Here is a 12614-nt window from a genome sequence, read left to right as displayed (position 1 = left end):
AGATGGATAGTTTAGCTTTAATACTTATCTTACCGCTCCTTGGTGCTTTGGTCTTGTTTTTGAGTCCTAAAAATTATGCGGTATTAAGCGGACTTCACGTTTTGTTTTCTGCTGCGACATCGGTGGCTTTACTTAACAATGTTCTTAAAGTCTTAAGTAGCGGAACTTTTTATAGTTTTGATAAATTTTTGTTTTTAGATAGCTTAGGCTGTGTTTTCTTGGTGCTTATCGCTGTAACTGGATTTATAGTAAATTTCTACTCTATCCACTACATGAGATGGGAGCTTGAAGATGGACACATCCACTTAAGCGATCTTAAAAAATATTATGCACTAAGCCATGTATTTATCTTTACAATGACTTTAAGCGTTATTTGTAACAACGTTGCGTTTATGTGGGCTGCTATCGAGGCAACAACACTAGCTTCTGTGTTTCTTGTCGCTATCCACAAAGATCAAAAATCAACAGAGAGTGGTTACAAATACATCGTTCTTTGCTCAATCGGTCTAGCATTTGCACTTTATGCGACTGTTCTTTTATACTCAGCCACATTTAGCACTCTAGGGGATGGCGAAGCTTCTATGCTATTTTCAAGCATAATGGCAAACGCTAAAAATTTAAACCCAGATGCAGCAAAACTTATCTTTGTATTTGCTCTAATTGGTTTTGGTACAAAAGCTGGTCTTGCTCCAACTCACACTTGGCTACCAGACGTTCACGCTGAAGGTCCAGCACCTATTTCAGCTTTGCTTTCAGGCGTACTTTTAAAATGTGCGATGCTAGCGCTCTTAAGATACTACGCTATTACAGCTCAAGCTGTTGGATTTAGCTTTGTTGAGGGCATAATGATCGTTTCAGGAACTATCACTCTTTTTGTAGCGGGATTTTTCCTAATCAGACAACACAACGTAAAAAGAATGTTTGCATATCACTCAATCGTTCACATGGGTGTTATCGCATTTGCACTTGGTGTTGGCGGTAAATTTGGTCTATTTGCAGCGATATTTCACTGCTTAGCTCACAGCTTTACAAAAGCTTTGGCATTTTGCTCAACAGGCAATATCGCAAGAATTTACGGTCACAAAGATATGAGCAAGATGGGCGGTATGGTTAAGATCGCACCGATCACCACTATAATGTTTGGCGCGGCTGTTTGCTCACTTGTTGGTGTTCCAGCATTTGCTATATTTGTTAGCGAATACAATGTCTTTTTAGGAGCTATCACAAGCGGTCAATACATCGCAGTTGCGCTATTTGCTATTGCACTTGCAGTTATTTTCATAGCTGACTTTGCACACTTTAACATGGCAAGCTTTGGTGAGCCAAAAGGTGTGGTTGTTCATAATAAAGAGATGAGTTTGTTAGAGAATTTACCTCTTATAGCACTTTGTGCCCTTATCATAATCTTTGGCGTATGGCACGTAGATAGCTTTTATACGCTAGTAGATAACGGTGTTAATATAATGATGGGAGCTTTAAAATGAGAGGCGATAAATTTATAGAAATCCTAAAAACTAAAGTAAAAATTTTAGAGGTAACTCGTCAAGCAGACGATCAGATCACTGTTTTAGTCGATAGAAATGACCTCCCTTTAGCTGTTAAAACGCTCTACTATGATATTGGCGGCTTTATAAGCACAATGATACCAAATGACGAGCGCCAGATAAATGGCAGCTATGCGCTTTACTACGCTATCTCAATGGAAGGTAGTAAGATGACTGAGGCGGACGACTTTGCGGCTGAGGATAAGTGCTTTATCACTGTTAAAACGCTTATTCCAGGAAGTGATCCGACATTCCCATCTGTTACTCCGCTAGTGCCAGCTTGTGTTTGGTATGAAAGAGAAGCTTATGATATGTTTGGACTTGTGGCTGAAGGTTTGCCTGATAAAAGGCGTCTAGTTTTAAGTGATGACTGGCCAGACGGACTTCACCCACTTAGAAAAGATGCGATGGATTATCGCTACCGCCCTGATCCGGTTGATCATAGAGATGAGCCTGATTCTGAGTTTTTGTTTCCAACAGGTGATGCAGTAGTTGATGTGCCACTTGGACCACTACATATTACTTCAGATGAGCCAGGTCACTTTAGACTTTTCTGTGACGGCGACGAGATCATCGATGCTGACTACCGCTTGTTCTATCAACACCGCGGTATGGAAAAGCTAGCTGAAAACAGAATGAACTATGATCAAATGGGCTATCTTGCAGAGCGTGTTTGTGGAATTTGTGGTTATGCTCACGCTATTGCTTGTATAGAAGCAGCAGAAAAAGCTATCAAGCTTGAAATTCCACTAAGAGCTCAAGCTATACGCGTCATCTGTCTTGAGATCGAGCGTCTTCATAGCCACCTTTTAAATATCGGTCTAGCTTGTGAGGTCACTGGTAACTATAATGCGTTTATGCACATCTTTAGGGTTCGTGAGTACTCTATGGAGCTAGCCCAACTAGTAACTGGCGGACGTAAAACATACGGCAACGTCGTTATGGGCGGCTTAAGACGTGATATGACAAACCAAGAGATTAAAAAAGGCATCGAGATCATAAATAAACTTGACGTTCAAATTTCAGAAATTTGGGACGCAGTTATAGAGGATAAACGCCAAATCGGACGCTGGAAAGGTGTGGGCATCCTAGATCGCCAAATAGCACGTGACTTTAGCCCAGTTGGTCCAAATATGAGAGGCTCTGGCTTTAAACGCGATAACCGCTACGATCATCCATATGACTTCTTTAAACAGATAGAATTTGAAGTAGCAGTTGAGCATGGTTGTGACGTTTTTGCTCGTGAGATGGTTAGATATAAAGAGCTAAAAAGCTCTATCCACATCATCCGCCAATGCTTTGAGCTAATGCCTCAAACTCCGATCATGATCGATCCTGTGACTATGATCAAACCTGAAAATTTTGCACTTGGTCATGATGAAGCACCACGTGGCGAGAATGTTCACTGGATCATGCAAGGCAGTGCTCAAAAAGTATATCGCTGGAGATGCAGGGCAGCAACATACAACAACTGGCCAAGCCTAAGATATCAATTTAGAGGAAACAACATAAGTGACGCTGCGCTTATCGTTTGCTCACTTGACCCTTGCTACTCATGTACAGAGCGTGTTACATTAGTCGATGTAAGGACTAAAAAGAGCAAAATTTTAACAGAGAAAGACCTTAAAAAATTCTGTCAAGATGGCGGGGTTAGTAAAAAGGATTTAAGATGATGAAGTTATTTGACATCACAGAAAAATATGGAAAAGCGACATACGCCTATCCATTTGAGCCATATATTGTTCCTGAAAATTTTCGTGGTCAGCCAAACTATACATATGATCTTTGCATAGGTTGTGCAGCCTGCGGTATCGCTTGTCCTAGTAACGCGATAGAGCTTAAGATGAATGAGGAGCAAACAAAGCTTGTTTGGGAATTTGACTGTGGTCGTTGTATATTTTGCGGGCGCTGCGATGAGGTTTGCCCAACTGGAGCTGTAAGACTTAGCGATAGCTTTGAGCTTGCGGTTAAATTTGACAAGAGCGCTCTTATACAAAGGGGCGAGCTTGAGATGCAAACTTGCAAATGCTGCGGCAAGCCATTTACGCCAAAAAGGCTTATAAATTTCACCCTTGAAAAGCTTGGCACAGCAAATTTACTCCCAGGCAGACTTGAAGAGGCAAAAGACTACCTTTATATCTGCCCAGAGTGCAAGAAAAATCAATCTGCTGAGAGGCTAACAAAAGGCATTGAGGAGGCTATAAAATGAGTCTATATCAAGTCCCAGAGGACATAAAAACAGCAAATGATCTAACTGCAAAGCTAGAGCATCTAAAAAATATCAAAAGAAGCTTTAGCGTTTATAGGATCGACTGTGGAAGCTGTAACGGCTGTGAGATAGAAATTTTTGCAGCTATTACACCGATGTGGGATCCTGAGCGTTTTGGTTTTAAACTTGTTGCAAACCCAAGACACGCTGATATTTTGCTTTGCACCGGTCCTGTAACAAGACAGATGTATTATCCACTTCTTCGTGCTTATGAGGCGACTCCAGATCCTAAGATCGTAGTTGCTCTTGGTGCATGCGGAAGCAGTGGCGGAATTTTCCACGACGCTTATAGCGTTTGGGGTGGCATCGATAAGATAATCCCAGTCGATGTCTATATCCCAGGCTGTCCTCCACACCCAGCAAGCATTATTTACGGTCTTGGCATGGCTCTTGGTATCATCGATCAAAAACTTCATAAAAAAAGCTATGAAGAAGATAACACATTGCCACCTTCAGTTGAGAAGTCGGTCATAGGTGATATTTTGTTCGAGCGCGACTTGCAAGCTGAAAGTAGAAGGCTAATGAGCTATATCTTTGGTAGAATCCTTTTCGAAAAATATATGAATGCTATCAAATGCTCAAAAGATGTCCATGACCCAAGCATTTCAAGAGAGGCTGTGCTTACAGCTATCAAAAAAGAGGAAGATCCTAGATATGCTGAGTGCATGGGGCTTTTGCATAATGATGTCTATCTAAAATATGCAAAAGCTGATAAAAGCTTTGCGATAGACGTTGATAGCGAGGTTTGGAGTAAGAGATGATACAAGCTTATAAGCTTACAAAAAGGCATATGGATGACAACGATAAGCTTCCACGCGAGCTAAAAGAGATAAAAATTTTCTCCACTTGCGTAGGACATGGCGTTGGTACGATTGATTTTAGCGAGAAAATTTTAGAGCTAAGCGATGAGGAATTTGACGAGATGATCAAAAACTCAGGCGAATACGTGAAATTTAAAATCGGAAATTTAAGCAAATATTTTGAAGTTGAAATTTTTGCCGAGCATATCGCTAAACTCTTGCCGCAGCTTTGTGAGTGTAAGCTTAAAGAAATTTTGGCAAATTTAAAAGAGGGTTATATCGTGCTTAGGAAGGACTTTTGATGAAAAAGGCCATCCTTTGCATCGGTAATCCTATGCGTGGCGATGATGATGTGGGCAATGAAGTAGGTCGCATCGTAGAGACCGAGCTAAAAGAGTGGAAGGTCTTTTTTGGACAAGATGTGCCTGAGAATGAATTTTCAGCCATTAGAGAATTTGCACCTGATATTTTGATAGTCGTCGATGCGATGAGCGGCTTTGATGAGGATAAGATAGAGTTTTTTGACCTAAGTGACGATAGAGACTACATCTACTCAACTCACAATCTACCAACGCCAGTGCTTTTGAGTTATTTGCGAAAAATTTGCCATAAAACGCTGTTTTTAGGCATTAGCGTCTTGCTCGAAAATGTCTTAAATTTTGAAGAGGGACTAAGCGAGCAGGCTAAAAAAAGTGCAAGAAAAGCTTTTTTGAGAATTGTAGAGATTGATAAAAATTTAGTTGGTTAAATTTGGCAAATGGCTAATTTTAATCTTTTGGTTACTAAAGACAAAAATTTGCTTTTAATCTCAAGCAGTGGTTTGGCTTTAGTGATTTTGCAAAGTGTTAAACTTTGGTCGCAAAGATGAGCCTGGCTCATGTGCGAGATTGAAAATAAAAAGGAGAATGTGATGTTAAATCCGGCAGAAACTGCTCAAGCGGTCTCAAGCTCTATGGAGCATAAGGCTCATATGCCGCTTACTAGTATTATTTTTCTTGCTATCATGGCTGGAGCTGCTATTGCTATGGGTGATATTTTTTGGGCTCACTCAACAGTTGGTATGGCTGAAAACCAGTCTATTGGTCTTTCAAATTTTATCGGCGGTATCACATTTAGCTGTGGTCTTATGATGGTTGTCTTTTATGGTGGACATCTTTTTACAAGCTCTGTTTTAAGTGGTGTTAGTGCATATGAAGGAAAGCTAAAACTAGGTAAGACTATCGGATACTGGGCTATCGTTTGGATATTTAACTTCGTTGGTGGCGCATTGATTGCGTATATGTACTACTACTCAGGCTTGCCACTAAAGTATGATGGCTATATCTTGCAGCACTTTATACCAGCTGGCATTGGCAAGATCACAGCACCATTTCATGAGCTATTTATCCGCGGAATTTTTTGTAACGTCTTTGTTTGTATGTCTATTTGGACTGCGACAAGTGAGAGCAATCTATCTGGTAAATTCTTTGCCATTATGTGGATGATCGGCGCATTTGTGGCTTGCTCTATGGAGCACTGCGTGGCAAATATGTTCATAATCACTGAAGCCATCATCTCAAAAGCTCACTATATAGCAGCAAACGGCGGAGATATCGCTGCTGCGGCTGCAGCTTTAGGACATGGCATTACGGCTGAAAAACTAGAAGTTTTAAACTGGGGAAATTTTATCGGTAAAAACTTAGTTCCAGTTACGCTGGGCAATATCTGCGGCGGACTTTTCTTTGTTGGTTTAGTTGGCTTTATGGCTAATAAATTTGATATGAAGAAAAAGCTTAAAAATTTTTAGTCTTTGCTTTTTGGCAAAGACTAATCCTCTAAGGCTACTCTTTGCTAGCCATTATAAAAATTTTTGATTTTTAGTTTGTGTAACTTTCAAGTTTTTCATAATCAATTATTAAAAACTCGTGTGGTGTGATCTTTCTTATGATGTCATCTTTTATAAGCTCATTAAAAGTAGTTGAAGCGCTTTGGCGTTTGAGCCCCACAAAGCTTGAAAGCACCTTTAGAGAAAATGGTAAAAATATGTAGTGATATCCATTTTGCTTTAGATCCTGCTCCTTTGCAAGCTCGATCAAAAAATTTGCAATCCTACCTTTTGCATCTTCAAAAAGTATTGATTTTATGATCTGACGTTGCACGATAATGGCGTTTAACGCCGCTTTTAAAATTTCATCTACAACATTTACATTTGATAAAATTTCACTTATTTCGCTTAAGTTTATGGAGTAAATTTTTGCATCTTCTAAAATTTCAAAAGCGCAGTTATCATCAAGAACAGCAATGTTATTTGCTTCCAAACGGTAAAGGATAAATTCCTCTCCATCTTCAAAAAATGAGAGCTTTGCACAGCCACTTTTTAAGATGATGATCTTGATCTCTTCGGTGTAGATTATGCTTGTTTTTGGTAGCTCTTTATACTCAAATTTATCAAGCTCATTTTGAGTTAGGATCTTTGTGATTTGTGTTTGCAAAAGACCTAGGCGTGATTTTTTCATTTTTCTCCCAAAAAATGTATAGAGCCTGATTTTACTTCACAAAGCATTTAAAGAAGTTGAAAAATATTGCTTTTAGTTTAAGAATTTCAATAATTTTTAAAAGTAGTATTAATTTTTTAATTTGGTTGCATAAATCGCAACCAAATTTTTAAAATCCATGAAGTTGTTTTAGCTTCTCATCGATTGGCTTTTTAAGTCCATCTTTTGTTACACTGACGTAGGTTGCAATAGCGCTTGTGACATGTATAGTCTCTCTAAAGCCACCGTCATTTAGCCTAAGTGCAGTCACTTCTATTTGCGTTGTTATCGAGGTTTTACCAACGGAGATGATTCTAGCGTAGCAGCTTAGCACATCGCCAACAAAAACAGGTTGTTTAAAAATGATCTCTTTCATAGAAATGGTCACAACGCGTTCAGGAGAAATTTCTCTAGCAGCCTGAGCACCTGCAAGGTCGATCTGACTCATTATCCAGCCACCAAAAATATTTCCAGCTGAGTTTGTGTCCTTTGGCAACATAACTTGTTTGATACGTGGCTCACCAAAATCCTTTAAAATATCCATTTTTTGCCTTTTAGATGTTAAAATTTTTGGTTGATTGTAGCAAATTTTAAGGCTTTATGCTAAAATCTTGCAACTTCAGGGGATGAAAAAATGAACGATTTTAAAAGATTAAATGAACTCACAAAAGAGCAAAAAAACAAGTTAAATGCTATTTATAAAAATTTAGATGATGATATCATAAATGAGGCTGTTAAAATTTGTGCTCTTGCTGGCACACCAAGCCAAAAACTAGCCCTTGCAAGAAGGATAGTAGATCTTAAAGTAGATCCGCTTCGAAATGAGCTAAAAAAGCTAAATTTAGGCGAAGACGAGCAAAAAAGTGTACTAAATTTAATGTATGGCTACGTTAGAAATTTATATGAAAATCTGCACGCCAAGCTTTTAGAAAAGGCCAAAGAAGAAAAAATTTTAGATCAGTTTAATCAAGCCTTTGTGCAGGCTATGCATGAGCTTGGGCTTAGTCTAAATACGTGGCAAATTTCATGGCAGGATCGCATTATCGACACTACAAATAAAGAGTTTGAAGCTAAATTTAAAGATTTAAGCCTGGCAAATGAGTTTATCAATAAAAACGGCTTATTTCAGTGCGATAGTAACGGTGTAAGGGCTGATAGAACTTATGGCGCAGTTTGCGAAGAGGGCGAGAAATTTAGCTTTTTGCCTTACGCACTTGCTTTTAAAAATGAGGTGAGAGAGCTTAAAAGCGTCTTTGCTAAAAATCTTGAAATTTTAAGAAATTTAGCTAAAAACGACGAGCAAAAATCTTATGTCAAATACCTTGAAAAGCTACAAAACGCCTTTTGTGAAGAGGACAATGCAAAGGTGATAAATGCATGGCAAGAGGCCGAGATAGCGTGGATGGATGTAAAAGGAGCACTTCAGCCAGGCCATCCGCTAGAATACTACGAGGATGCCTACACGCACGCAGTTGCGCTTGAATGGGATATCAGGCTGGTTGATAGCGAGGGCATTGATGAGCTTAAATTTAAAGAAAAAGTGTCAAAAACTTATAAGAGCGTTTGCGAAAAGATCAAGTTTGATAATGCCTCGACAAACAAGGCAGTTAGCGAAAATATCGCTAGGACGCAGCTTTATATAAGCGTGCCGATGATTTATTATGGTGCGGAATTAAATGGACTTTTTAGTGCTCAAGTCGTGCCAAATGATGAGAGTGTTAGCGTAAAATGTGGTAAGAAAATTTTTGCTTTTGTAAATCACGTCTACGAGGGCGCAAAGGCAAAGCCTTTTATGAAGCTTGGGGCTGAAATTTTTAACAAGGAATTTTTGGATTTTGGTAGAGAAATTTTATTTTTAAAGCCAAAAATTTGGAAAAAAGTATATGAAATTTCAACAATTGGCCATGAGTTTGGACACATCCTCTTTATCGGGCTTGATACCGAGATGAGCATGAATAAAAGTGGCGTCTTTAAATTTATAGAAGAGTATAAGGCGACAACTGGTGGGCTAGTAAATTTTTTCTTGCACGAAGAGGCGGAGTATAAAATGGCTGTCTTTCACGAGCTAATCGCCCGTGCTGTTGGGCTTATCGCGTGGCGAAAGGTTGATGAGGTGAGGGCGTACTACTGCGAGGGGCTCATACATCTTAGTTTGCTTTTTAGAGCTGGGGTGCTTAAATTTGACGGCAGGCTAAGCGTAGATATGAGCGAGCAAGCTTACGCTAAATTTAAAGAAATTTGCTTAGAAAACTACTATGATCTAGCGCAAACATACGCTAAAAAAGTTGATGCGAGCACATTTTTAGAGAAATTTTGTCAAAAAGATGAGCAAAGCTATCTGCCAAAAGATGAAGAGTGCAAGAAATTTGTTGAGCATTTTTACGCTAGATACGAAGCTATCGGCAACGACGTCGATGAAAGTGGCGAGTGGCAAAGGTGGCAAAGCTTAGCCAAAAAGGCAAAGTAAAGATATATAAAGACAGAACATGATAAGTAAAATAAGCAACGATAATCAAGCATCTTTTTTATTTATGTTGATACTTTTTTGTGCATATGTTGTTAGTTATTTTATTGCTAGTGGTTTTTATGAAGACATAATTACTGCTCTATTTGATTTTATGATCACATTATTTATCTTTTTAAAGCTAAAAGAGACAAGGAATTTAAAAACATATTGGATATATATATTACTAGGCCTTACTTGCTGGGTAGCATCAGACACTATGTGGATGCTATATGATAAGGTTGATTTTTTTAAACAATTTCTTTCTAAAGTCAATTTTATACAAATCTCATACGTAGTTTCATATTTTATGTTCGCATTTTCTGCCTTTTACATTTTGATCAAAAATTTGAAAAATTTATTTTTAATGCAAGTATTTGTGGACTCAGTCTCTATTTCCGCAATATATTTTAGCTTTATGTGGTTTATGATTTTTGATAGAAATTTAACTCAAGTTTTAAGCCAAAAAGATTTTTTTAATCTAAGTTACATTGCCATAGATTTATTTATGTTTTGTACCTCATTTGTTGCGTTTTTTTCACTTAAATTTTCAAAAAGAAGACTATCTATACTTTTATGCTTGATAGCGCTTATTGTAATAAGCACTTATGATATTTTTACCACTACAATGGATTTTTGGATAGATGAAATATCCTTTTTTGGATACGACATTGTATTTAAGAGTGCATTTTTTATGTTGTTTGTTGCTACGCTTCATTTAAGAGAGGGTGAGGCAAATCTAAAATTTAGGGCGCTCAGAAACGATTTTGATAAAATTTTAATACAAAAGCTATTTGTTTTTGCCGCATTTTTGACAATTATGATCTTGTACTCTTGGAAGATAAATTTGACATGGTTATTTTCTATTTTAGTTACTTTGCTTGCATACGGGGCATTATCTTATACATTTTCTAATGTTAGAAAGATGGATATTTTAATTAAACGTGAAATACATATCAAAAAAGTATTAAATAATCAGATAGAAAGTAAAGTAAAAGAGCTTGAAGAGACAAATAGGCACCTACAAAGGATCAGTAAATATGATTATCTAACGAATGCTCTAAATCGCCAGTATTTTATTGCAAGGCTTGAAGAGATGATAAAGTCAAAGGCACTTGGAGAAAAGATAGATATTTATAGTATTGACATAAACCATTTTAAAGCGATAAATGACTCGTACGGGCACTATATCGGCGATGATGTAATAGCAAAGTTCGCTTTAAATATTGAGTCAATATTGCCACCAAACGATTCCTTATTTGCAAGATCTGGCGGCGATGACTTTATCGTTGTTATCAAACAAAATGAAAATGTGCATTGCAGGGAATTTTTACATTATCTACTAAAAGCTATTTCAGAGCCAATCGTTATAGATGATTATAAAATTGTACTTGATGCGAAAATAGGGATTAGCTCGATACAAACTAGTGAAATTTTAGCTGATGATTTTATCATGCAATCAGAAGCAGCACTAGAAGCAGCAAAGAAAGATGCATCTGAAAAGTACGTTTTTTATAGTGATATAAAAAGCATTATTCAGGATAGAAACTACATAGAAATATTGCTAAATAGCATAAGCTTTGATGAAGAATTTGAGCTAAAATTTCAGCCCCAGTATCTAATAGAAGGTAAAAAAATAGTAGGAGCAGAGGCTCTTGTTAGGTGGAACTCTCCTATAAAAGGTCCGGTAGATCAATCAAAATTTATCCCAATAGCTGAACAAAGCTTTATTATCAATGCAATAGGAAAATGGGTGGCAAAAAATGCTATAAAACAAATGGCCTTTTGGAATGAAAAATATAATACAAACCTAAAAATAGGCATAAATATCTCGCCAAAGCAGATTGATAATATAAATTTTGCATCTAAATTTTTAAGCTATATAGATAGATACGGCATCGATCCATCTTGTGTAGATGTTGAGATCACTGAGGCTAGCCTTGTAAATGCCGAAGAGATGATGCAAAGCGCGTTATTTGAGCTTTCTAATAGAGGAATTTGCATATCCATAGATGATTTTGGCACCGGTTTTTCATCGATGAGTTATATCAAAAAATATCCTATGAGTCGCCTAAAGATCGCTAAAGAGCTGATAGATAATATTGCTAAAAATGATATAGATAAAGACGTAGTAAAAAGCGTTATAGCTTTGGCTAAAAATGTGGAGCTAAAGACTATTGCTGAAGGCGTCGAAGATGAAACCCAGCTTGAAATTTTAAGAGAGCTTGGATGTGATGAGGTGCAAGGGTATCTTTGGGGTAAGCCTATGAGTGCAGAGGATTTTGAAAAGCTTATAATAAGTGCTATTTAAGCACACTCTTTGCACTAAAATTTTCAAATTTTAAAATATCTTTATTGCAAAGTTTAGCCAGCTCATTTATCATTTTTGAGCTAGCTTCATCTTTTGGGATTATTAGATGAATTTTTTCTTCTAAAAAAATGATAAAAATATTTTTGAGCTCATAAATTTCACTAACTTTATTTAGGTCAAATTTTTCATTTTCTTTGGGTTCGTCTTCATAGTAAGCCAGAAATTTCTCATTTACTTCAAAATTCATTTGCTTTTGAACGTCTGAAATTTCAATTCTTTTTAATGCAGCTATGCGACTTCTTTTTAAAAAAATAGGATAAAAAATGATCCAAAATATAGCAAAAACAGCTCCAATAACAGTAAAAATTTTACTTTTTAATAGCATATCAGCAACAAAACCAGCTATGATGGCTTCAGTAAATATCATAAAAGTGTTTATAAAATACTGCTTTCTTGCCGCCTTTGAGAAAAATAAGATAAAAGATTTATAATCTATTAAATTTTGTCCATTTATGACGATATTGCACTTCATAAGATACCTTTGTGAATTTTAAAATTTTTTGGGAAATTATAACCAAAAGCAAAGTCAATTTTTGTATAATTTGGACTATTTCTTAGGAGAGGGACACTATTTTTTTATTATCAAAATCATCTATAACTGGCATGCGAAAATG

Annotated in this window: 12 protein-coding genes; 9 read left to right on the top strand and 3 right to left on the bottom strand. The window is 37.0% G+C overall.

Translation table 11 applies throughout. From position 1 onward, the window contains the following. The first annotated feature begins 2 nt into the window (after positions 1-2). The 7 genes from G5B98_RS07620 (at position 3) to G5B98_RS07590 (ending at position 6399) form a co-directional block, all read left to right on the top strand. Entirely contained in the window at positions 3-1484 is a 1482-nt protein-coding gene (locus tag G5B98_RS07620; RefSeq protein WP_196086561.1) for a hydrogenase 4 subunit F, read from the top strand. Further along, a complete protein-coding gene (locus tag G5B98_RS07615) occupies positions 1481-3217 on the top strand; it encodes an NADH-quinone oxidoreductase subunit C (protein WP_196086560.1) in 1737 nt (578 codons plus the stop codon). The genes G5B98_RS07620 and G5B98_RS07615 overlap by 4 nt, the downstream gene beginning before the upstream one ends. Beyond that, positions 3214-3753: a formate hydrogenlyase complex iron-sulfur subunit gene (locus tag G5B98_RS07610; RefSeq protein ID WP_054197155.1), complete on the top strand. Its 540-nt coding sequence runs from the start codon at positions 3214-3216 to the stop codon at positions 3751-3753. Before G5B98_RS07615 ends, G5B98_RS07610 begins: the two co-directional genes overlap by 4 nt. Then, on the top strand, positions 3750-4574 hold the full coding sequence (locus G5B98_RS07605; RefSeq protein WP_021091627.1) for an NADH-quinone oxidoreductase subunit B family protein: 825 nt from the start codon (positions 3750-3752) through the stop codon (positions 4572-4574). Before G5B98_RS07610 ends, G5B98_RS07605 begins: the two co-directional genes overlap by 4 nt. Beyond that, the gene (locus tag G5B98_RS07600; RefSeq protein ID WP_196086559.1) at positions 4571-4915 is read left to right on the top strand and encodes a formate hydrogenlyase maturation HycH family protein; all 345 of its coding nucleotides are present in this window, start codon (positions 4571-4573) and stop codon (positions 4913-4915) included. Before G5B98_RS07605 ends, G5B98_RS07600 begins: the two co-directional genes overlap by 4 nt. Continuing rightward, positions 4915-5361 carry a hydrogenase 3 maturation endopeptidase HyCI gene (locus tag G5B98_RS07595; RefSeq protein ID WP_196086558.1) on the top strand — a complete coding sequence of 149 codons (447 nt, stop codon included), beginning with the start codon at positions 4915-4917 and terminating at the stop codon, positions 5359-5361. Before G5B98_RS07600 ends, G5B98_RS07595 begins: the two co-directional genes overlap by 1 nt. A 162-nt stretch (positions 5362-5523) precedes the next feature. Beyond that, positions 5524-6399: a formate/nitrite transporter family protein gene (locus tag G5B98_RS07590; RefSeq protein ID WP_196086557.1), complete on the top strand. Its 876-nt coding sequence runs from the start codon at positions 5524-5526 to the stop codon at positions 6397-6399. Positions 6400-6469: 70 nt separating this feature from the next. Here the strand turns inward: G5B98_RS07590 and G5B98_RS07585 are convergent, their stop codons facing one another. Continuing rightward, on the bottom strand, positions 6470-7108 hold the full coding sequence (locus tag G5B98_RS07585) for a Crp/Fnr family transcriptional regulator (RefSeq protein WP_196086556.1): 639 nt from the start codon (positions 7106-7108) through the stop codon (positions 6470-6472). Between the two features lie 148 nt (positions 7109-7256). Beyond that, on the bottom strand, positions 7257-7670 hold the full coding sequence (locus G5B98_RS07580) for an acyl-CoA thioesterase (protein WP_196086555.1): 414 nt from the start codon (positions 7668-7670) through the stop codon (positions 7257-7259). Between the two features lie 90 nt (positions 7671-7760). Between G5B98_RS07580 and ciaB the strand changes: the two genes are divergently transcribed. Beyond that, positions 7761-9593 carry an invasion protein CiaB gene (gene ciaB, locus G5B98_RS07575; protein WP_196086554.1) on the top strand — a complete coding sequence of 611 codons (1833 nt, stop codon included), beginning with the start codon at positions 7761-7763 and terminating at the stop codon, positions 9591-9593. Positions 9594-10257: 664 nt separating this feature from the next. Further along, on the top strand, positions 10258-11940 hold the full coding sequence (locus tag G5B98_RS07570; protein WP_232525362.1) for a putative bifunctional diguanylate cyclase/phosphodiesterase: 1683 nt from the start codon (positions 10258-10260) through the stop codon (positions 11938-11940). Here the strand turns inward: G5B98_RS07570 and G5B98_RS07565 are convergent. Continuing rightward, positions 11933-12472, bottom strand: a complete 540-nt coding sequence (locus G5B98_RS07565; protein ID WP_196086552.1) for a hypothetical protein — start codon at positions 12470-12472, stop codon at positions 11933-11935. The two genes, G5B98_RS07570 and G5B98_RS07565, sit on opposite strands and share 8 nt — an antisense overlap. Between the last annotated feature and the right edge of the window lie 142 nt (positions 12473-12614).

The sequence above is a fragment of the Campylobacter concisus genome, from assembly GCF_015679985.1.
Classification (GTDB): Bacteria; Campylobacterota; Campylobacteria; order Campylobacterales; family Campylobacteraceae; genus Campylobacter_A; species Campylobacter_A concisus_AC.
Note: the sequence above shows the minus strand (reverse complement) of the source record. Positions and strands in the feature narration are given on the sequence as shown.

Excerpts from the sequence above, each read along its gene's own strand:
- G5B98_RS07620 (WP_196086561.1), top strand. The coding sequence starts at position 3 with ATGGATAGTTTAGCTTTAATACTTATCTTACCGCTCCTTGGTGCTTTG.
- G5B98_RS07615 (WP_196086560.1), top strand. The coding sequence starts at position 1,481 with ATGAGAGGCGATAAATTTATAGAAATCCTAAAAACTAAAGTAAAAATT.
- G5B98_RS07610 (WP_054197155.1), top strand. The coding sequence starts at position 3,214 with ATGATGAAGTTATTTGACATCACAGAAAAATATGGAAAAGCGACATAC.
- G5B98_RS07605 (WP_021091627.1), top strand. The coding sequence starts at position 3,750 with ATGAGTCTATATCAAGTCCCAGAGGACATAAAAACAGCAAATGATCTA.
- G5B98_RS07600 (WP_196086559.1), top strand. The coding sequence starts at position 4,571 with ATGATACAAGCTTATAAGCTTACAAAAAGGCATATGGATGACAACGAT.
- G5B98_RS07595 (WP_196086558.1), top strand. The coding sequence starts at position 4,915 with ATGAAAAAGGCCATCCTTTGCATCGGTAATCCTATGCGTGGCGATGAT.
- G5B98_RS07590 (WP_196086557.1), top strand. The coding sequence starts at position 5,524 with ATGTTAAATCCGGCAGAAACTGCTCAAGCGGTCTCAAGCTCTATGGAG.
- G5B98_RS07585 (WP_196086556.1), bottom strand. The coding sequence starts at position 7,108 with ATGAAAAAATCACGCCTAGGTCTTTTGCAAACACAAATCACAAAGATC.
- G5B98_RS07580 (WP_196086555.1), bottom strand. The coding sequence starts at position 7,670 with ATGGATATTTTAAAGGATTTTGGTGAGCCACGTATCAAACAAGTTATG.
- ciaB (WP_196086554.1), top strand. The coding sequence starts at position 7,761 with ATGAACGATTTTAAAAGATTAAATGAACTCACAAAAGAGCAAAAAAAC.
- G5B98_RS07570 (WP_232525362.1), top strand. The coding sequence starts at position 10,258 with ATGGATTTTTGGATAGATGAAATATCCTTTTTTGGATACGACATTGTA.
- G5B98_RS07565 (WP_196086552.1), bottom strand. The coding sequence starts at position 12,472 with ATGAAGTGCAATATCGTCATAAATGGACAAAATTTAATAGATTATAAA.